At 70.5% G+C, this 21,107-nt stretch carries 15 protein-coding genes; 10 read left to right on the top strand and 5 right to left on the bottom strand.

The genetic code is table 11. The features are described 5' to 3' along the window. The first annotated feature begins 121 nt into the window (after positions 1-121). Entirely contained in the window at positions 122-2,278 is a 2,157-nt protein-coding gene (locus PZE19_RS26050) for a leucine-rich repeat domain-containing protein (protein WP_277863527.1), read from the top strand. A 45-nt stretch (positions 2,279-2,323) separates the two neighbouring features. Then, the gene (gene ggt, locus PZE19_RS26045; RefSeq protein ID WP_277863526.1) at positions 2,324-4,048 is read left to right on the top strand and encodes a gamma-glutamyltransferase; all 1,725 of its coding nucleotides are present in this window, start codon (positions 2,324-2,326) and stop codon (positions 4,046-4,048) included. Positions 4,049-4,116: 68 nt separating this feature from the next. Here ggt and PZE19_RS26040 read toward each other — a convergent pair whose 3' ends face one another. Beyond that, complete coding sequence (locus PZE19_RS26040; RefSeq protein ID WP_277863525.1) at positions 4,117-7,173, bottom strand: hypothetical protein; 3,057 nt, start codon at positions 7,171-7,173, stop codon at positions 4,117-4,119. Positions 7,174-7,757: 584 nt separating this feature from the next. On the opposite strand from PZE19_RS26040, the gene PZE19_RS26035 reads away from it, so the two are divergent. Further along, a complete protein-coding gene (locus PZE19_RS26035) occupies positions 7,758-8,981 on the top strand; it encodes a serine hydrolase domain-containing protein (RefSeq protein WP_277863524.1) in 1,224 nt (407 codons plus the stop codon). Here the strand turns inward: PZE19_RS26035 and PZE19_RS26030 are convergent. Next, entirely contained in the window at positions 8,942-10,300 is a 1,359-nt protein-coding gene (locus PZE19_RS26030) for a serine/threonine-protein kinase (protein ID WP_277863523.1), read from the bottom strand. The genes PZE19_RS26035 and PZE19_RS26030 overlap by 40 nt on opposite strands. Further along, a complete protein-coding gene (locus tag PZE19_RS26025; protein ID WP_277863522.1) occupies positions 10,293-10,880 on the bottom strand; it encodes a sigma-70 family RNA polymerase sigma factor in 588 nt (195 codons plus the stop codon). Before PZE19_RS26025 ends, PZE19_RS26030 begins: the two co-directional genes overlap by 8 nt. A 175-nt stretch (positions 10,881-11,055) precedes the next feature. Between PZE19_RS26025 and PZE19_RS26020 the strand changes: the two genes are divergently transcribed. From PZE19_RS26020 to glsA, 6 genes are all read left to right on the top strand, one after another. Further along, entirely contained in the window at positions 11,056-11,346 is a 291-nt protein-coding gene (locus PZE19_RS26020; RefSeq protein WP_277863521.1) for a ferredoxin family protein, read from the top strand. A gap of 115 nt (positions 11,347-11,461) precedes the next feature. Beyond that, entirely contained in the window at positions 11,462-13,786 is a 2,325-nt protein-coding gene (locus PZE19_RS26015; RefSeq protein WP_277863520.1) for a PSD1 and planctomycete cytochrome C domain-containing protein, read from the top strand. A 17-nt stretch (positions 13,787-13,803) separates the two neighbouring features. After that, a complete protein-coding gene (locus tag PZE19_RS26010; RefSeq protein ID WP_277863519.1) occupies positions 13,804-15,225 on the top strand; it encodes a DUF1501 domain-containing protein in 1,422 nt (473 codons plus the stop codon). 299 nt (positions 15,226-15,524) lie between these two features. Further along, positions 15,525-16,034 (top strand): FHA domain-containing protein, encoded by a 510-nt coding sequence (locus tag PZE19_RS26005; protein ID WP_277863518.1) that lies wholly within the window; start codon positions 15,525-15,527, stop codon positions 16,032-16,034. Between the two features lie 73 nt (positions 16,035-16,107). Then, entirely contained in the window at positions 16,108-16,878 is a 771-nt protein-coding gene (locus PZE19_RS26000) for a MinD/ParA family ATP-binding protein (protein WP_277863517.1), read from the top strand. A gap of 127 nt (positions 16,879-17,005) precedes the next feature. After that, entirely contained in the window at positions 17,006-18,001 is a 996-nt protein-coding gene (glsA, locus tag PZE19_RS25995; RefSeq protein ID WP_368411384.1) for a glutaminase A, read from the top strand. A gap of 10 nt (positions 18,002-18,011) precedes the next feature. On the opposite strand, the gene PZE19_RS25990 is transcribed toward glsA, so the two are convergent. Together PZE19_RS25990 and PZE19_RS25985 are read right to left on the bottom strand one after the other, a co-directional pair. Further along, the gene (locus PZE19_RS25990; protein WP_277863515.1) at positions 18,012-19,607 is read right to left on the bottom strand and encodes an ATP-dependent DNA ligase; all 1,596 of its coding nucleotides are present in this window, start codon (positions 19,605-19,607) and stop codon (positions 18,012-18,014) included. Next, positions 19,604-20,701, bottom strand: coding sequence for a ligase-associated DNA damage response exonuclease (locus tag PZE19_RS25985; protein WP_277863514.1), 1,098 nt, complete (start codon positions 20,699-20,701; stop codon positions 19,604-19,606). The genes PZE19_RS25990 and PZE19_RS25985 overlap by 4 nt, the downstream gene beginning before the upstream one ends. A gap of 155 nt (positions 20,702-20,856) precedes the next feature. Here PZE19_RS25985 and PZE19_RS25980 point away from each other — a divergent pair, with 155 nt between their 5' ends. Beyond that, on the top strand, positions 20,857-21,105 hold the full coding sequence (locus PZE19_RS25980; protein WP_277863513.1) for a zinc ribbon domain-containing protein: 249 nt from the start codon (positions 20,857-20,859) through the stop codon (positions 21,103-21,105). Positions 21,106-21,107: the final 2 nt, after the last annotated feature.

The following is a 21,107-nucleotide window of genomic DNA, read 5'->3' as shown; positions in this document are numbered from 1 at the left end:
GCCGGCGCCTCGCCGTCCCGCTTTCCTTTGTCCGGAGCCCGATCGGCTTGCTATCATGGCCGGTTCCCAGGGGCGAAGGCATGGGCGCGTCAGCAAGCGACAGGCGGTCGGGAGGTCGAGGATGCGCAGGAAGGCTCGATTCGCCGCGGCGGTGTTCGTCGTGGCCTTCTCGGCGGCCTGTTCGATCGGTACCGTCGCGTCGGCCTTCCAGGCGGCGGTCAAGGCCGAGCCGACGACGGCGGCCGCGGCGGGTCCGCGTTCGGCCGTGTCGTTCGGCTTCGGCGGGAAGGTCGGCCCCCAAGACGAGGGCTTCGTCCCCGGCTTCGAGTCGTACAAGCTGCGGTTCGGGCCGGGCGACTGGGCGGGCGCCCGGATCATCATCACGAGCGCCTGGGGCGACAAGAAGCCGGAAGACCTCTGGAACTGGCCCGACGGCCTGAACGTCAAGGCGACCGACGCGCTCTCGGACGAGGACGGATTCTACTTCATCTACTCGCTGGCGACGGCTGAAGCCGACGACTGGGTGGTCGCCAACTTCCGCTATACGCTGAGGGACGGACGCCAAGGCGTCGCGAACGTCGTGATCCCCTATGGGGGGAATCCGGCGAGCCCCAGGGAGGGCGTCGCGGCCCTCGGCTTCAGCGGCCGGCTGGGGCCCAACGACGAGGGGTACGTCCCCGAGTTCGAGTCGTACAGGCTGCGTTTCGGGCCCGGCGACTGGGCGGGGACGAAGATCGACCTCGGCAGCAGCTGGGGCGAGGGGTCGAACGCGGCCGACCTCTGGGGCTGGAAGGACGGGACCGAGGCGCGGTCGTCGGAGGTCCGCCGCGACGCCCAGGGATACTATTTCATCCACTCGCTGCGCACGGCCGGCCATTCGCGCTGGGTCGCCTCGCTCTTCCGGTTCACGAAGAAGAACGGCCGCCACGGCGTCGCGCAGGCCCTCTACTCGTATTCGGGGGCGCTCGCCGCCCCGAGGCCGACCGGCCAGCCCGGCGGCTTCCCGGCCGCCCCCGCGCTCGCGGTCAAGAAACCCGCCAGGCCCACGCCCCGCGCCCTGGCGGCGGCCCGCCCGACCGTCGCCGACCTGGAATACTTCCAGGCCCTCACCGGCCGGTTCCAGGGCATGGACCTCGACGGATTCGCCGCGATCACCACCCTCGAGCTGTCCAGGCAGGCGATCGACGACCAGGGCATGGTCCACCTGCGGGGCCTGAAGAATCTGCAGTCGATCTCGCTCCGGGAGACGAGGGTGGGCGACGCCGGCCTCGAGAACCTCGCGGGCCTGGCCGGCCTGAAGAAGCTCAACCTCATCGGCACGCCGACGACCGACGCCGGGCTGCAGGTCGTCGGCCGCCTCGCCGGCCTGACCGACCTGAACATCGACCAGACGCTCGTGACCGACGCGGGCCTGCGCTCGCTCCAGAAGCTCGCGAACCTGGAAAACCTCACCCTCGTCACGGCCGACGTCGGCGACGCCGGCCTCGCCGCCCTGAAGGGGCTGCCCAAACTGCGCCGGCTCGTCCTGTCGAAGGACATGGGCTTCGTCGGCGAGCCGATCACCGGGGCCGGGCTCGCGCTGCTGAAGACGTTCCCGAGCCTCCAGGAATTGAACCTGTCGTACGTCCCGATCGGCGACGGCGGCCTCGCGCAGCTCAAGGGCATGCCCAGGCTCGTCTCGCTCGACCTCTCGTCGACCGACGTCACGGACGCCGGGCTCGCCCACCTCCAGGGATTGCCCGAGTTGAGCGAGCTCGACATCGGCGCGACGCCCGTGACCGCCGCCGGCCTGGCCCACTTGAAGGACGTCCCCAAGCTCAAGCATCTCCTGATCGGCTATTCCGACCTGGGCGACGCCGGCATGGCGCAGCTCGCCGCCCTCAAGAACCTGGAAGTCCTCGAGGTCGTCAAGGCGAACGTCACCGACGCCGGGCTCGCCCACCTCCGCGGGCTGACGCGGCTCCAAAGCCTCTCCCTGCCCGACAACAAGATCACCGGCGCCGGCCTGCCCGCCCTGCGGGGCCTGCAGGAGGTGCACCTCCTCAATCTCTACTACAACAAGCTGGACGACGCCTCGCTTGCAATGTTCCGGTCGCTGCCCAAGCTTCGGCGGCTCTACATCTCCGGCGACAAGATCACCGACCTGGGCCTGGCGCATCTCATGGTCCTTCCGAAGCTCGAATATCTCAGCATCACCTGGACGAAGGTCACGGAGGCCGGCCTCGAAGACCTGAGGAAGCGCCTCCCCGAACTCCGCATCCAGCACGGCGATTTCTGACCCACCCCGGCCCGACGGACGGCCGCCTTCAAGGAGCCCCTGAGCATGTCGAACGCCCATCCTCGCAGGACGATCCTTCGATGCGGCATAGCGGGCCTCGCGTGGCTGGGCGCGGGGGCCTCGAAGGCCGCCCTGGGGCACGACCGGCCGTCGGGGCCGTTGCAGAAGACGCGGTCGACGGTGGTCGCCCGCCGCGGGATGGCGGCGACGAGCCAGCCGCTGGCCACCGCGGCGGCGATCCGCGTGTTGCAGAAGGGGGGCAACGCGATCGACGCGGCGATCGCGGCGAACGCCGTGCTGGGCGTCGTCGAGCCCATGTCGTGCGGGATCGGCGGCGACCTCTTCGCGATCGTCTGGGACGCCAAGGGGAAGAAGCTCCACGGCCTGAACGCCAGCGGCCGGTCGCCGGGGAAGGCCGACCTCTCCTACTTCCGCGACAAGGGGCTGACGGAGATCCCCGACCACGGGTCCCTGAGCTGGTCCGTCCCCGGCTGCGTCGACGGCTGGGACGAGCTGAGGCGCAAGTTCGCGACGCTCTCCTGGTCCGACCTCCTCGCCCCCGCCATCCAGTACGCCGAGGAAGGCTTCCCCGTCAGCGAGATCATCGCCGCCGACTGGCGGGCCTCGCGCGCGGGGCTGTCGCGGGTGCCGAGTTCGGCCGCCTGCTACCTCCCCGACGGCCGCGCGCCGGGGGTGGGCGACCTCTTCCGCAACCCCGGCCTGGCGCGGTCGCTGAAGGCGATCGCCGAGGGGGGCCGCGACGCCTACTACAAGGGTCCGCTGGCCGAGGCGATCGTCCGCTATTCCGAGTCCGTCGACGGCCTGTTCGCGGCCTCCGACTTCGCCGAGCACGCGTCGACGTGGGTCGAGCCGGTCTCCACCAACTACCGCGGCTACGACGTCTGGGAACTGCCGCCCAACGGCCAGGGGATCGCCGTCTTGCAGATGCTCAACCTGCTGGAAGCCTACGACCTCAAGAGCATGGGACCCCAGTCGGCCCAGGCGCTCCACCTGATGATCGAGGCCAAGAAGCTCGCCTACGAGGACCGGGCGCGGTACTACGCCGACCCCGAGAAGGCCGAGGTCCCCGTCCGCGAGCTGATCTCCAAGGAGTACGCCGACGTCCGCCGCAAGCTGATCGACCCCGACCGCGCCAACGACCGCCCGACGCCCGGCGAGCCGAAGCACGGCGACACGATCTACATGACCGTCGTCGACGGCGACTTCAACGCGGTGAGCCTCATCCAGAGCAATTACAACGGCTTCGGCTCGGGCCACGTCCCCGGCGACCTCGGGTTCGCGATCCAGAACCGCGGCTGCTCGTTCGCGCTCGACCCGGGCCATCCCAACCGCCTGGAGCCCCGGAAGCGGCCCTTCCACACGATCATCCCGGCGTTCGTCACCAAGGACGGCAAGCCCTGGCTGAGCTTCGGATTGATGGGCGGGGATATGCAGGCCCAGGGCCACGCCCAGATGGTCTGCAACATGGTCGACTTCGGCATGGACGTCCAGGAGTCCGGCGACGCCCCCCGCTTCCGCCACCTGGGTTCGTCGGAGCCCACCGGCCGCCCCGCCCGCGGCGGCGGATCCACGGCCCTCGAATCCGAGATCGGCCCCGAGGTCCGTCGCGCCCTGGAGGCCAAGGGCCACCACCTCGTCGAGTCGCGGGGAGGCTACGGCGGCTACCAGGCCGTCCGCATCGACCTCGACCGCGGCGTCCTCATGGGCGGCTCCGACCCCCGCAAGGACGGCGGCGCGATGGGGTACTGACACGCCCGCTTCACGGTTCGGCGGGCGTCTCCGAGAAGCTCGCAGGCACCCGCCGACTCACGCGATCGTCAGCGCGACGCCCTCGCCATGGCGTGAACCTGGGGGCGGATCGGGCTGGCGAATCTCGGCGTGGGACGACTCGGCAAGGCAGCTCGGTAGGAAGCCCGGAGTGGCGTCCGGGACGCCGCGGGTCGCTCCGGGCTGACCCGCGTGCCCGGGCCGTACCAGACGACGTTCGCTCGGTAGTCGGTCCCGGGCCGGCCGTCGCCCGAGCCGTCCAGGGCGTTGCCGGCCGCGTCGGCGAGACCGCCGCCGACGACGAGCAGGAAGGGGTGGTGGATGTTGATCCGCCCGACGGGCCGGATCGTCACCGCGCGCGACGACGCGTCGTACGTCGCCGATCCGACCGGCACGTCGCGGCCAGCCGCCGCGAGCCGATAGTTGCCGACGTCCTGCGCCCGCGTCGGATCCAGGTCGCGGTCGAAGGACACGACCAGCGAGGTCGGCATGGCGTGGATGCCGTTGCGGAGCACGGACGTCACCCGGGGGCCGCCGGCGGCCGCCAGGGGGCCCACCGCGTCGGTCCGGGCGGCCGTATTGTCGCCGGAGTCCGGGTCGGCCTGGTCGGCGCGGACGCGGGCGACGTTGACGATCGTCCCGGCAACCCCGGCCCGCGCCGTCAGGGTGATCGTGGCGCCGACCCCCGGGGCCAGGCCGCCGAGACCGACGGTGAGAATTCGTGAGGTGGGATCGTAGCTCCCGAGGCTCGCCGAGACGAAGTCCACGCCGACCGGTAGCGCGTCGCTCAGGACCACGCCGGTGGCGGGGCTCGGGCCGGCGTTCAGCACGCGAAGCGTGTAGACAATCGTGTCGCCGACGATCACGACGCCGGGATCGGCGGCCAGGCTCACCACGAGGTCGGCGGACGCAGGCGCCGGCGGCGGATTCTCGCCGGGCGGCGGCGTCTCTCCTGCGGCGACGGTGACGGCGGCGGAGGCGTCGTCGTCGGCCGGGTCGACGTCGGGCGTGGACGCGGCGATCGAGGCCGTGTTCGTGATCGTCGAGCCGCCCGCCGCGCCGGCGTCGACGCGGACGATCAGCGTGAAGGTCGCGATCGAGCCGACGGCCAGGTTCGGGGCGTTCGCGACGACCGGGCCGGCGGCCCCGACGGCCGGCGTCGAGGTCGTCCAGCCGGCCGGGGCGGCGAACGAGACGAACGTGGCGCCGAGCGGGACCGCGCCGGTGAGCGTGAGGCCCTGCGAGGCGTCGGGGCCCGCGTTGACGACGGTGAGGGTGAAGCGGACGTCGCCCCCGGGCGCGACCGTCCCCGGTGCCCCGACGACGGCGACGCTCAGGTCGGCCGACGTGTCGACGAAGACCGACCCGGCGGGCGCGGAGAACGGGCTCGTGGTGTTGCCCGGCGAGGTCGCCGTCGCGGTGATCAGCGGCTGCGAGGCCACGGCGGCGAAGTTCGCCGTGAAGGTCCCGATCCCGTTCGCGCCGATCGTCACCATGACCGTCAGGACCGGCGTCTGGCCCTGGACGGTGTTGGGCGGAGTCGGGGTCGCGTTGGCGTAGAGGTCCACCCGGACGACCGAGCCCGCCGCGCCCGCGACCGTCCCCTGCACGATCGTCGCGGCGCCGGCGACCGTCGCCGACGTCAGGACCGGGGCCGCCGGGCCCAGGTCCGAGGTGCGGATGATCCCGGGGTTGCCCGCGCCGTTGTCGTGGATCGAGTTGCCCACGACGAAATTGCCCGTCTCGCCGGGCGGGATGATCACGGCCGAGTTGAACGAGGCCGAATTGAAGGCGATCGTGTTGCCGACGATCCCGACGTTCTTCATCGTCCGGCCCAGCTCGATGCCGCCGTAGACGTTCCGGAAGTTCAACAGGCCGGTGCGGTCGGTGCCGATGTAGTTCCCCTGGATCGTGGTCGGGGCGTCGAACTCCTGGGGGTAGTCGAGCCTCATGGCGGACCCCGACACGGAGCCGCCGATCACGTTCCCCGCGCCGGGGGCGGGCCCGCCGATCGTGATCGGGAGGGGATCGACCGTCGGATCGTAGTGGCCCAGGTTGATGATGAAGATCCCGATCGCCTCGAAGCCCACGCTCGGATTGTTGGAGGAATTGATGAAGGGCAGCAGGGCGTTCCCGGTGACGTCGGGGCCGATCAGGTTGCCCTGGATGACGTGCCCGCCGTTGCTGTTGCGGATGTCGGGGTCCTCATGCGGGCCGCCGAGATAGATGGAGACGGCCTGCGACACGCCCGAGATCAGGTTGCCCTCGCCCGGCTCGGACCCGCCGATCCGGTCGCCCGAGCCCGACTCGATGAAGACGCCGAGGAAGTCGCCGCGGAAGCCCCTCGCGCCGGCGGCGTCGGTGCCGATGAAGTTGCCCTGGATCACGTTGTTCGAGGCCTCCACGGCCGGGCCGGAGGGCACGTGGATTCCCTGGTAGCTGACGATCACGTTCCGGTCCGCGGGGGCGGGGCCGCCGATCCGGTTGTTCGACGACTGGACCAGGATCGCGTTGCTCGACCCCGGGTTGGTCGCCTTGGAGAGGCCGTCGGGGGTCGTGCCGATGTAGTTGCCGACGATCGTGTTGCCGCCGAGCGCCCGGACGTTGATCCCGTTGTTGAAACCGCTGTCGATGACCAGGCCCCGCACCGTGCTGCCGCCGCCGTCGATGAGCAGGCCGTTCGTGCCGACGCGGCCCACGCTGGGGACGATCTGGATGCGCAGGACCGCGTCGCCCCCCAGGCCCGGGCCGTTGGCGTTGGGCCGGGCCTCGGGCTGGGTGTAGCCGTCGATCACGACCGGCTCGGTGGTCGCGGGCAGGTCCGTGAGCGTGGCGATCGTCTGCACGCCGCCGCCGGGGATGTTGAAGGCGATCGTATCCAGCCCGGGCGATCCCGCGGCCGCGTCTCCCGAGGCCGCGTTGGTGTTCGCCGCCGCGATCGCCTCGCGGAGCGTCACGACCCCGTCGACGGCGATCGCGTCCCCCGCGCCGGTGACGACGATCGTCGCCAGCAGCGTGCGGTCCTCCATCACCTCCAGCCGGGGGCGAGACGGGCGGGCGCGGGTCCGTGCGACGCTGCGGCGATGCGTGATGCGGGGCGATTTCATCGGGATGCCTTCTCATGGATAAGAACAAGGACCCGGCGGCGGAATTCCGCGGGGTTCATGGTCATGCAACCTGCTCCGTTCCAACCGCGAACGCCGAGACCCGGCGAGCCGGCCCGACGATGCTTCCATCGATAGGGACGGGCGGCGGACCATGTTCTTTCATTGACGTATAAAAAGTATGAAAAATGAATATCATGATCTTGTCGACGAGATCGAAGCTTGGGCTCCGCCTCGCCCGCACGCAGTCGCGCCGGGTGCGGGGCGTGATCCGGCCTCCAGGTCGACGTATTCCAGGGATCTCGGCCCCCGCGCGAGCCCAATCGCGGACCGGCCTCGATCGAAGGGGCGGCCTTGCGTCTTTCGGGCTCGGAGTCGGCCATCTCGCGACGGGTCGGACGGCCGATCCCGTGCGAGCCGGCGGAGTTCGACGCATGTCGCCCCGGGCCGCTCGGACGACGACGTCGATCCGGAGTCTCTTTATCGATAGGGTCGTAATCGTCTCGCGCCCGGTCGTGTTCTTCATGAAACAGGTCTCGCCGCCGCGAGCCCGACGTCTCGACCCGGCCGCGATCTGGAGGCTCCTCATGCAATCGTCGTTCTTCGCCCGCCGCCGTCGTTTCCCGGCCTTCTCCCTCGGACTCGCCTGCCTCTCGGCCCTTTTCGGCGTCGTGGGGCGGGCCGAGGACGGCGCGACGATCGCGTCGCGGCTCCAGCCGTCCGTCGACGACGGGACGCTCGCCGGCGCGGTGACGCTGGTGGCGACGCCCGAGAAGGTGCTCGACCTGGAGGCCGTCGGCTGGGCGGATGTGGCGGCGAAGCGGCCGATGACGACGGACGCGGTCTTCTGGATCGCCTCGCAATCGAAGCCGATCACCGCCGCGGCGCTGATGATCCTGGTCGACGAGGGGAAGGTCGACGTCGACGCGCCGGTGGCGAAGTACCTGCCGGAATTCGCCGACGTGAAGGTCGCCGCCGAAGGCGGATCGCTCAAGACGCCGCGGCACCCGATCTTGGTCCGCGAGGTCCTCAGCCACACCAGCGGCCTGCCGTTCAGCTCGCCGATGGAGAAGCCGACCCTCGACCTCTTCCCGCTGGCGGATCGGGTCCGGAGCTACGCGAGGCTCCCGCTGTCGTTCGAGCCCGGGATGAAATCGCAGTACTCGAACGCCGGCATCAACACCGCCGGCCGGATCCTCGAGGTCGTGAGCGGCACGCCGTATGAGACGTTCCTCGACGAGCGCCTGTTCCGGCCCCTGGGCATGGTCGACACCACGTTCAGCCCCGCCGGCGCGCGGCTGGTCCGGGTCCCCAAGGCGTACAAGCTCGGCAACGACGGCCTCGAAGCGACCCACATCGACCAGCTCAAGTACCCGCTCGACTCGCCCGACCGCCAGCCGATGCCCGCCGGCGGCCTCTTCTCGACCGCCGCCGAAGTCTGCCGCTTCTACCAGATGCTGGCCAACGACGGCGTCTTCGAAGGCCGGCGCATCCTCTCCGAGAAGGCCGTGCGGCAGATGACCTCCGACCAGTCCGGCGAGGCCCATTCCAACTACGGATTCGGCATCGGGGCCGACGGCAAGGTCTTCACCCACGGCGGGGCCTACAACACCAACTCGGCCTACGACCGCGAGCGGAAGCTCATCACCGTCTTCCTCGTCCAGCACGCCTCCTGGACCAAGCGCGGCGAGACCATCCTCCCCACCTTCCAGAAGGCCGCCCGCGAACTCTTCGGCGCGAAGACCGCGTCCGTCAGGCCCTCGGGGGAAGCCTATCCCGTCGTCGGCATCCCGGGCCGGTCGAAGCCCTGAGCGTCACCCGGCGTCGATTCTCGCGGCGATGCCGCCTGGAAGGCGACGAGGGCCGATCGGACCTCATCGGCGGTCGCGAATCGATCTTCCGGCGACTTGGCGAGGCACCGACGGCAGAGGTCGCTCAGGCGCTCGGAGAGGTCGGGGCGGTGGCGCGAGGGCGAGACGACGGGGGTCGGCGAGACGACGTCCGCGAGGATTGCGGACGACCGCTCGCCGACGAAAGGAGGACGCCCGGTCAGCAAAGCGTACAGGACCGCGCCGAGCCCGTAGACGTCCGTCCGTCGATCGATGACCCCCCAGGAGCGGGACGCTTGTTCGGGGGCCATGAACGGCGCGGTCCCCTCGACCTCGGCCGCCCCGAGGGACTCGCCGGCGAGCGAACGCGCGAGGCCGAAGTCCGTGACCCGGATCCGGCCGCCGACGTCGATCAGGATGTTGGCCGGCTTGAGGTCGCAATGGACCACGCCGCGCTCGTGGGCATGGGCAAGGGCCTCGCAGATCTCCATCGCCCATCGCACCGCCTCGTCTTCGGGGATGCGACGTTCGCGGGAGTGCCGCGAGAGATCTCCGCCGAGGACGAGTTCCATCACGATGAAGTAGGAGCCGGCGGGGGTGCGGCCGAGTCCCTGGACGCCGACGATGTTCGGATGATGCAGCCCGGCGACGATGCGGGCCTCGTCGACGAACCGGCGGACGACGTCGGCGTGTCTCAGCAGGGACTTTCGAAGGAACTTCACGGCGACGTCGCGACCGTCGCCGAGTCGCCCAGCCTCGTAGACCTTCCCCGTCCTGCCCGCCCCGATCAACCGCCGGAGGAGGAAATCCCGGTGCGAGAGCATCGGGACGTCGGCGCCCTCGTCGACTATTCCGCTCGCATGGCTCGGCGAGGAGGGCCGGGCGGGGGGGCCGACCCCTCCGAGTTCGTCGTGCAGCTCGGCGTCGATGTGGAGCAGAGCCGCATGGATCTCGTCGCGCCTCTCCTTGAACGGCTCCAAGAACGTCGCGTGCGAAGGCCGGTCGCCCCACCTCCGACGCACCCGGTAGGCCTCGCCGACGAGTTCGACGGGAAGTCGATCGAGGCAGTGCAGTTCCGGGAAGCGATCCACGTAGCTTGCCAGCGTGGGCGGCCCGGTGTGGGCGGGGCTCCGCGCGCGAAATTCGAGATCGACGCAGATCAACTCGACGAGCAACTTCTCGCGCCCGGGGGACGTGGTTGCGAAAGGATGTCCCAGGTAGTCGCCAATCTCGGGCGGGCCACCTGATCGCCAGGCCCGCTCGAAGCGGAGCACGCGCGATTCGAACTCGGGGTCATGCATCGTGGAGACGACCGGCCAGCAGTTCGCGGATCCGGGCCGTCGTGCGACGGACGGTGCGTTCCGAGCGCCCCAGGGCGTCGCCGATTTCGGGCGTCCCGAGGCCTTGCAGCTGGAGTTGCAGCACGCGCCTCCCGAAGGGGTCGAGGAGCGAGAAGACGCGTTCCAACTCGTCGGCCAGCGCGACGGCGTCCTCGTGCGAGGGCCCGGTCAGGTTCGCCTCGGCGTCCTGGTCGAGGGGCGCCTCCACGTGTCGCGAGCGCTTCGCCGCCCCCTCGCGCCGGGCCTGCTTGAGGATCTTGTGGCAGGCGATGGCCGACAGCAGTCGCCAGAGGTCGCCGCCGCGGCCCAGGACGTAACGGCCCTCTCGCGCCGCGACGAAGAAGCTGCGATACGCCGAGAGCGCGACGTCCTCGGGATCCGTCCGCCGCGCCAGGCGCATCGAGAGCCGGCTGCGGGCCAGCGATGCGAGCCGCTCGAAGTAGCGGGCGAAGAGGGCTTCCGCGGCCCGGTCGTCGCCGTCGCGGAACCTCTCCAGCAGGACGATCGACGTCCACGGGTCCCGAGCCCCGTCCGTTGCCATCGAAGTCGACTCCTCCCCAAGTTCGAATCGGCGTCGAGGACCGACCCGACGCCGACCTGCCCCGGCCCGTTTCGGGCATTCTAACGAATCCCGGCCTGAATCTGGCCGCTCCGGCCCCGGAAAGGGAATCACCAGGAGGCGGGAAGGGTTGAGATCCTGAACAGGAGACCGTGCCGTGGCCTATGTCGTGACGGAGCCGTGCTTCGGGTGCAAATACACCGATTGCGTCCTGGTCTGCCCTTGCGACTGCTTTCGCGAGGGCGAGCAGATGCTGTTCATCGCCCCCGACGAGTGCATCGATTGCGACGCCTGCCGCGTCGAGTGTCCGGTCGATGCGATCTTCCCCGAGCCCGAGGTCCCGGACGAATGGAAGGAATTCGTCGCGCTCAACCGGGAGATGGCCGACCGTTGTCCTCCGATCACCGACCGGAAGGAGCCCCTCGCGAAGGGCGAGACGGGGGCCTGACCGGTGGGCGCCCCGGCGGCGGGTCGTGTTGAATTTTCGTTGCACAATCGCATGGTCGACCGTATGGTTGATTCGCTAACGACGGGCGTCCTTCCCAGGCGGCGGTGCGATCGCCATGAATTCCTCGACGAGACAACTCGGTGCGGGGCGAATCCTGGCGGCATGGATCCTGGCGTCCGCTTGCGCGGGGATCGCGACGTCGGCCGAGGCCCCGCCCCGAGGTGAGGCCGAGGAGTTCTTCGAGAAGTCGGTCCGGCCGCTCCTGGTCGGGCGCTGCCTCGGCTGCCACGGCGGGCCGGCGAAGACGGCCGAGGCAAAGGTCAAGGTGCGTGGGGGGCTGGACCTCAGCTCGCGGGCCAAGATCCTCGAAGGGGGCGACAGCGGCCCCGCGATTGTGCCGGGGAACGTCGAGGACAGCCTGCTCATCCGCGCGGTCCGCTACCACGACGAACCCCGGATGCCCCCCGACCGCAGGCTCGACGACGTCGAGATCGGGGCCCTGAGCCGCTGGATCGAGCAAGGCGCGGCCTGGCCGGGGGCCACCGTCGACGCCGCCCCCGCACCGGTCGCAGCCGAGACGACCGGAGGCCCCGACATCGAGGCCGGCCGCTCGCACTGGTCGTTCCGCCCGCTGACCGACCCGCCTATCCCCGACGTTCGCGACCGGGCCTGGCCGTCCTCGCCGATCGATTGCTTCGTGCTGGAGAAGCTGGAGGCCCGGGGCCGATCGCCCGCACGGCCGGCGAGCCGACGGGCGCTCATCCGTCGGGCGACGTTCGACCTGATCGGCCTCCCGCCCACCGCCGAGGACGTCGACGCTTTCGAGGCCGATCCCGCGCCCGACGCCTACGCCCGGCTGATCGACCGCCTGCTCGCGACGCCCCAGTACGGCGAGCGCTGGGGCCGGCGCTGGCTCGACCTCGTCCGTTACGCCGACACCGCCGGCGAGACCGCCGACTATCCGGTCCCCGAGGCGTACCGCTATCGCGACTACGTGATCGACGCCTTCAACGCGGATCTGCCCTACGACCGGTTCCTCGCCGAGCAGGTCGCCGGCGACCTCCTGGCCGCGGCCGGCCCCGCCGATCGGGCTCGCGCGGCGGTGATCGCGACCGGGTTCATCGCCGTCTCGCGACGATTCGGGTTCGACCCCCAGAACTATCACAACCTCACGATCGACGACACGATCGACGCCCTCGGCAAGTCGGTCCTGGGCCTGACGATCGCCTGCGCCCGGTGCCACGACCACAAGTTCGACCCGATCCGCCAGGCCGACTATTACGCGCTCTACGGGATCTTCGAGAGCACCCGCTACCCCTTCCCCGGCGGCGAGGAGACGAAGCGCCCCAAGGACTTCGTGGCAATGCCCCCGGCCCCCGGCCGGCCCGCCGAGGCCGCCGAGCTGGCGTACGCGGTGGCCGAGTCGCCCCAGCCGGCGGACTCGCGGATCCAGCGCCGGGGCGACCCCAAAAACCTGGGGGCCGAGGTCCGGCGGGGCTTCCCGGAAGTCCTCGTCGGCCGCGACCGCCCCGCCATCGCCGCCGGCAGCGGCCGTCGCGAGCTGGCGGCCTGGCTGACCGACCGCGGCAATCCGCTGACGTACCGGGTGCTCGTCAATCGCGTGTGGCAACACCACTTCGGCCGGGGCCTCGTGGCGTCGGCGAGCAACTTCGGCGTCAAGGGGACGCCCCCCTCGCACCCCGAGCTGCTCGACTGGCTGGCCTCCCGATTCCTCCAGGACGGCTGCTCGATCAAATCGCTCCACCGCCGGATCCTGCTCTCGGCCGCGTACCAAATGGCCTCGGCGACAGAAGCGTCATCGACCTCGGCGGCCGAAGCCGAGGCCGACCCCGAGAACGTCTGGCTGGGCCATTTCAACCGGCGCCGGCTCGACGCCGAGGAGATCCGCGACGCGATCCTGCTCGTCGCGGGCGACCTCGACCCCGGCCGGGCGCCCGCGCACCCGTTCCCGCCGGTCGCACAATGGGGGTACACCCAGCACGCCCCGTTCCTGGCCGTCTACCCCAGCGACCGCCGCAGCGTCTACCTGATGACCCAGCGGATCCGGCGGCACCCGTTCCTGGCCCTGTTCGACGGGGCCGACCCCAATTCGAGCACCGAGGGCCGGAATGCCACGACCGTGCCGACGCAGTCGCTCTTCTTCCTGAACGACCCGCTCGTGCACCGGGCGTCCGAGGACTTCGCCGCCCGCCTGATCGCGGCGACCGCGGACCCGGCGGCGCGGATCGACCGGGCGTTCCGCATCGTCCTGGGCCGGCCCGCTTCGGCCGCCGAGGTCGAGCGGATGCGCGGCCATCTCGACCAGTGCCGGGCCGACCTGGTCGGCGACGGCGACCCCCCCGAGGCGCTCGACCGCCGCGCCTGGGCCAGCGTCGCGCGGATCCTGTTCGGGACCAACGAATTCGTCTACGTCGACTGAGGAAGCGAGGTGGGGGCATGGCCGACCGACCGACCGACGTCACCCGGCGCGACCTGATCCGCTCCGCGGCCGGGCTGGGCTGCGGCTCGCTCTGGCTCTCGGGGATCCTCGCCGACCTCTCGGCCGCGGACGCGGGAAGCTCGGCCCCCGCCGACCCCCTGGCCCCTCGCGTCCCCCACTTCCCCGCACGGGCCAAGCGGGTGATCATGCTTTACATGACGGGGGGCGTGTCGCACGTCGACTCGTTCGACCCCAAGCCGAACCTGTTCGCCGACCACGGCAAGACCATCGCCATCGACGAGTGGCAGGGGAAGCGCGGCAAGTACACCCGCTACCTCAAGCGGCCGGACTGGTCGTTCGCGAAGCACGGCGAGAGCGGGATCGAGGTCAGCTCGCTCTTCCCGGAGATCGCCGGCTGCGTCGACGACCTCTGCGTGATCCGGTCGATGAAGTCGGACCACACGAACCACTACGAGGCGACGCTCCAGGCGCATACCGGCTCGATCACCTTCGCCCGGCCGAGCGTCGGGGCCTGGGTGAGCTACGGCCTGGGGACGTTCAATCGGAACCTGCCGTCGTTCGTGGTGATCGCCCCCCAGACCCCCTACGCCGGCGAGCAGGCCTGGGGGGCCGACTTCCTCCCCGGCTGCCACCAGGGGACGCGGGTGACGCCCGGCCCCGAGCCGATCGCCGACCTCCATCGCCGGCTCCGCTCGGCCTCGCTCCAGGAGCGCGAGATCGCGCGGATCCAGGACCTCAACCGCGACCACTCGGCGGCCCGCGGCGACGATCCCCGGCTGGCCGCGCGGATCCAGTCGTTCGAGACCGCCTTCGGCATGCAGCACGAGGCCCCCGACGCCTTCGACGTGTCGCAGGAGTCCGACGCCACCCTGAAGCTCTACGGCCTGGAGCGGGGCTCGACCCAGGGGTTCGCCTGGCAATGCCTGGTCGCCCGCCGGCTGTCGGAGCGCGGGGTCCGGTTCATCGAGCTGGTCGACTCGGGCGCGTCGAACAACTGGGACGCCCACGGCGACATGCAGACCCACGTCCCCCTCGCCCGCAACGTCGACCGCCCGATCGCCGGCCTGATCCGCGACCTCAAGTCGCGCGGCCTGCTGGAGGACACCCTGGTCGTCTGGACCACCGAGTTCGGCCGCACCCCCTACCACGAGTCGGCCGCCGCCAAGGGGAGGGAGCACCACCACTGGGCCTTCTCGACCTGGATGGCCGGCGGCGGCGTCAAGGCCGGGCACGTCCACGGCGCGACCGACGAGCACGGCATCCACGTCGCCCGGGACGGCGTCCACGTCCACGACCTGCACGCCACGATCCTCCACCTGCTGGGCCTCGACCACACCCGCCTGACCTTCCGCCACGCCGGCCGCGACTTCCGCCTGACCGACGTGAAGGGGACCGTGGTCCAGGACCTCCTGGCGTGAATCCGGCCCCGTCCGGCCCGCGCGACCCGGACGGCCGGAAGCTCGGGAGGGCGTCGGGCGAGCCGTCATGGATTTTTCTTGAAACCAGGACCTTTTTTTCATAGGTTCACTGGTCGAATCCAGTTGGCGGCGTGATCATATCGAGACACGATTTCGAAGAGCCGGATCGTCCCGCGACGTCGGGGGGCGCCCGAAGGTCCGAGGGCGGCCTCGAGACCGCGAAAGTCGCGATGGACGAACCCTGCTGCGGCGGCGAAGCCTCGCGCGGCAGCTCTCCATGTGATGGGAAAGGTCCGCCTGTGAGGGATTCCAGGGTCGCCCTGGTCCTGCTGGATACGCCGAACGGCAGGCCGCGTCAGCATTGGTTCTTCGAAGGCAAAGACCTCATCCGGATCGGCCGCTCCACGGACAACGACGTCGTCGTCGCCGATCAGCTCGTCTCGCGCGAGCACGTGTACCTGACCAGGGACGGCGACGCCTGGATCCTGACCGTGCTGAGCCCCCAGGGGATCTTCTGCGGCCCCCGGAAACTCCTCGGCCTCCGGCTCGAACCGCAGGCCCTGACGGGATTCCTCTTCCGGCTGGGCGTGAAGGGCCCCTTCATCCGCCTCGACCCGTACGGCGAGGCGACCTGCGAGGAGACCACGGTCGGCCAGGTCCCGGACCAGCTCCCCCTCCTGCTCCTGGACGTCGAGAAGCTCAGGAAAGAGGTCGACGAGATCAGCGAGGGCGACGTCTTCCGCAGCCTCAAGGACTCGCTGAAACGCCTGAAGGGCCCGCGGACGTCGGACCCGAACGAGACCCGATGAGAGCCGCCTTCGACCGTCGGTGATCCGCGAGGGGGCTCGCCGCGCCGGATGATCATCTACCCCGAAAGCAGTCATGGCCAAAATCATCTCCGTCCACTCGTTCCGGGGTGGAACCGGCAAGTCGAACACGACGGCCAACCTGGCGACCCTGCTGGCGCTGGCCGGGAAGCGGGTCGGGGTGATCGACACCGACATCCACTCGCCCGGGATCCACGTGATCTTCGGGCTCCAGGAAGAGTCGGTCGAGTTCACCCTCAACGACTACCTGTGGGGGCGGTGCCGCATCGAGCAGGCGGCGCGCGAGGTCGTGTCGTGGCCCGAGGAGCGGCTGCCGAACGGCGAGCCCCGGGGCCGCGTCATCCTGATCCCGTCGAGCGTCCGGGCCGGCGAGATCGCCCGCATCCTCCGCGACGGCTACGACGTGGGCCTGCTGACCGACGGCTTCCGCGCCCTGATCCGCGAGCTGGACCTGGACTATCTCTTCATCGACACCCACCCCGGCGTCAACGAGGAGACCCTGCTCTCGATCGCCCTCTCCGACACGCTCCTGCTGATCATGCGACCCGACAACCAGGACTTCCAGGGGACGGCGGTCACGGTCGAGCTGGCCCGCCGGCTCGAGGTGAACGACCTCCAGATCATCGTCAACAAGGTCCCCCCCGGGATGGACGTCGACCTGCTGCGCGCCCAGGTCGAGGCCGCCTACAAGGCCCAGGTCGTGGGCCTGCTGCCGCTCGACGGCGACATCGCCCGGCTGGGGAGCGCCGGGATCTTCGCGATGCGGTTCCCCGACCATCCCCTGACCCGCGGCCTCCAGCAGGTGGCCGACCACTTCCTCACTTGAATCCTCCTGCGGGGCCGCCCCCCGCGCGGACGCGTCCCGCCCGCGAAGCCCCTTCACACCGCGAAACTGGAGTGGACGCACCGTGGCTGCAGACTCGAAATCGGATCGCGGCGATCTCGACGCCCTGATGGGCAAGATGAAGTCGGCGGCCGCCCCCTTCCGCGAGACCCTCCAGAAGCTGCATCGCGACCACGCCCCGATCAACTCGGGCGCGGTGGCCTCGTACATCCCGGAGCTGGCCGGCGCGAGCCCGGACTGGTTCGCCATCAGCGTGGTGACGGCCGACGGCCTGCGGTTCGACGTCGGCGACTCGGACCGGCTCTTCAGCATCCAGTCGATCTCCAAGCCGTTCGTCTTCGGCCTGGCCCTGGAAGACCATGGCCGCGAGCACGTCCTGTCCAAGGTCGGCGTCGAGCCGACCGGCGAGGCGTTCAACTCGATCGTGCTGGACGAGGCGACCAACCGGCCCCTGAACCCCATGGTCAACACCGGGGCCATCGCCACGGCCGACCTGATCAAGGGGAAGGACCAGGCCGAACGCTTCAAGCGGCTCATGGAGATGTTCCGCCGCTACATCGGCCGCGAGGCCTACGTCGAGAACGCGACGTTCCTCTCGGAGCGCGCCACGGGCCATCGCAACCGGGCGATCGCGCACCTGATGATGAACTTCGGGATGATCGAGGATCGGGTCGACGAGACGCTCGAACTCTACTTCCAGCAATGCTCCGTGCTGGTCGACTGCCACGACCTGGCCGTGATGGGGGCGACCCTCGCCAACGGCGGCGTGAACCCGATCACCGGCGAGCGCGCCCTGAAGGCCGAGTACGTCAAGGACCTGCTGAGCATCATGCTCTCGTGCGGGATCTACGACTTCGCCGGCGAGTGGGCCTACCGGATCGGCCTGCCCGCCAAGAGCGGCGTGGGGGGCGGGATCGTCGCCGTCATCCCCGGCGTCGCCGGCATCGGCGTCTTCTCGCCCCCCCTCGACGAGAAGGGGAACAGCGTCCGCGGCGTCCGCGTCTGCAAGGAACTCTCCGAACGCTTCGGCCTGCACGTCTTCGAGTCCGGCGGCGCCGGCAAGTCGCTCCGCGACGAGATGAGCCCCAGGCGTTCCGGCTCCTGAGCGAGCCGCTTCACGCCGGCGGCAGCATGCTGCGGATGGAGTCGAGGGTGTCGGCCTCGTCGGCGGGCTTGTCCTGACGCCAGCGGAGGATGCGGGGGAAGCGGACGGCGATGCCCGACTTGTGGCGCGGCGAGCGCTGGATGCCTTCGAAGGCGAGCTCGAAGACCAGCTCGGGCTTGACGGTGCGGACGGGGCCGAACTTCTCGACCATGTTGCGGCGGACGAAGGCGTCGACCCGGGCGATCTCGGCGTCGGTGAGGCCGGAGTAGGCCTTGGCGAACGGGATCAGGCGGCGGTCGTCGTCCCAGACGCTGAAGGTATAGTCGGTGTACAGGCTGGCCCGCTTGCCGCTGCCGCGCTGGGCGGCGGTCAGCACGGCGTCGACGGTGAACGGGTCGACCTTCCACTTCCACCAGTCGCCCCGCTTGCGGCCGACGTGGTACGGCGAGTTCAGCCGCTTGAGCATCAGGCCCTCGGCCTGGTGCAGCCGCGACTCCTGCCGGGCCGCGGCCATCGCCTCCCACGAGGTCGCCGCGACCACCGGCGAGAGGATCAGGCGGTCGGACCGGCCGACCCGCTCGACCAGGCCGGCCAACAACGCCCGGCGCTGCTGGAACGGCTCGGCGCGGAGGTCGCGGCCCTCGAATTCGAGGAGGTCGTAGGCGATCAGGACGACGGGGACCTCGGCCAGGATCGTCTTGCCCACCGTCTTCCGGCCGATCCGCCGCTGGAGCTGGGCGAACGGCAGCGGGACGCCTTCGAGGTACGGCAGGATCTCGCCGTCGATCGCCGTCCCCTCGGGGAGGAAGGCGCCCAGCGTGGCCAGTTCGGGGTAGCGGTCGGTCACCAGTTCCTCGCCGCGCGACCAGAGGAACGTGTCGCCGCCGCGGCGGATCAGCTGCGAGCGGATGCCGTCCCACTTCCACTCGGCCTGCCAGTCCTCGACGGGGCCGAGGGCGTCGGGCTCTCCTTCGAGCCCGTAGGCCAGGCAGAACGGATACGGCCGGCTGTGGTCGGCGTCGGCCGCGTCGGGGGCCAGGAGCCGGCCGATGAACCGCGGGCCCGGCTCCCAATCCCCCATCAGACGGTGGGCGACGACCGCCGGCTCGACCCCGCCCACCTTGGCCAGGGCCCGTGTGACCAACTGCTGCGAGACGCCCACCCGGAACCCGCCGCTGATCAGCTTGTTCCAGACGAACCGCTGGGGACGGTCCATCGCCCGCCAGGCCTCCAGCATCGCGGCCCGCTGGACCTCCTCGTCGGCGCCTCGCAAGGGGAGTAGCCGCTCCTCGACCCACTCGGCGAGCGGCAGGTCGGTCGACCTTTCGGACGGCGGGAGCAGCAGGGCGATGGTCTCGGCCACGTCGCCCACGGCGTCGTACGACTCCTGGAAGAGCCAGTCGGGGACGCCCGCCTCGGCCGTCGCCCATTCGCGGATCTTCTTCGAGGGGATCACCTGCTTGGGCTTCCGCCCGATCAGGAAGTAGACGGCCCAGGCGGCGTCGCTCGGCGGGGCGCTCTCGAAATAGCAGGTCAGCGCCTCGACCTTCTCCCCCGTCCGGGTCGTCTCGTCGAGCGCCGCGTAGAGCTGGGCGAAGTCCCTCATGGGGCCTCCTCGGCGTCGGTCGCGGCGACGGCGTCGACGACAACCTCGAGTTCCTGGGCCTCGGCGTCGATCGCCTCGCCCTCGGCTCGGTCCTGGGCGTCGCCTTCGCCTTCATACCGGGTGGCGAGGACCTCGGCGTCGAGCCCCTGCTCGCGGAGGTGGCGGACGACGACCGAGGTGTAGCCGTGGGTCACCAGGACCCGGCTCGCCCCGGTGGCCTCGATCGCGCCCAGGAGGCCGGGCCAGTCGACGTGGTCGGACAGGACGAAGCCGCGGTCGAGCGCCTTGCGGCGGCGGGTGCCGCGGATGGTCATCCAGCCCGAGGCGATCCCGGTCGAGAGCGGGGCGAACTTGCGCGCCCAGGGCGTGCCGTGCGCCGAGGGGGGCGCGACGATCATGGCCCCGGCCCAGCTCTTGCCCCGGACGGCGGCCCCGGCGTACTCGGTGGGCGGCAGGGCGACGCCCCCCTCGCGGTAGGCGCGGTTGAGCTTCTCGACGGCCCCGTGGGTGTAGATCGGGCCGATGCTCGGGTCGAGCCCCGACAGCAGGCGCTGCGACTTGCCCAGGGCGTAGCCCAGCAGCAGGCTGGCCTTGCCGGCGTCGCGGTTGGCCCGCCACCAGGCGTTGATCTCGTCGAACACCACGCCTTGCGTCGGCCAGCGGTAGATGGGCAGGCCGAAGGTCGACTCGGTCACGAAGACGTCGCAGCGGACGGGCTCGAACGGCGTGCAGGTGGCGTCGGGCTCGACCTTGTAGTCGCCCGAGACGACCCAAACCCGCCCGCGATGCTCCAGCCGCACCTGCGCCGAGCCGAGGATGTGCCCGGCCGGATGCAGCGAGACACGGATCCCCTGGATCGTCAGGGCCTCGCCGAACGGCAAGGCGTCGATGACGGCGTCTCGACCCATCCGCACCTGCAGCACTCCCGCCCCCTCCTCGGAGCAGAGGTACCGCCCACAGCCCCAGCAGGCGTGGTCGGCATGGGCGTGCGTAATCACGGCCCGCGGCACGGGCCGCCAGGGATCGACGTAGAAGTCGCCGGCCTCGCAGTACAGGCCCAGATCGGTGGGTCGCAGAAGGTCGTCGGGGGTCATCGGGTCATTGTACGTCTCGGTTGACGGATGGCCAGTCCCTTCGTGCGGCGATACGCCCACGGGGCCCGATCCTGCTCCTCTTTGAGGCCGGCTCGGGATCGGCTAAGTTCGGTGTCCATGTCCGAGCACAGATCGCAAATGAGGGGCCGTTCGCCATGCCGCGTTGGGACGATGACGACGACGAGGAGGAGGATTGGGACGACGGGCCGGATGATGACGAGGATGAGAATGCGCCCTGCCCGTATTGCGGGCGGGAGATCCACGAGGACTCGCCACGTTGCCCGTCGTGCGGGAGCTACATCTCGCGAGAGGACGCCCCGTCGGCCCGGAAGCCCTGGTGGATCATCCTCGGCGCGATCGCCTGCCTCTACGCGGTCTATCGGGGCCTCTTCCTCGGGTTCTGAGG

Origin of the sequence: Paludisphaera mucosa (genome assembly GCF_029589435.1) — a bacterium.
GTDB lineage: Bacteria > Planctomycetota > Planctomycetia > Isosphaerales > Isosphaeraceae > Paludisphaera > Paludisphaera mucosa.
This window is presented reverse-complemented; position numbering and strand designations above follow the sequence as displayed.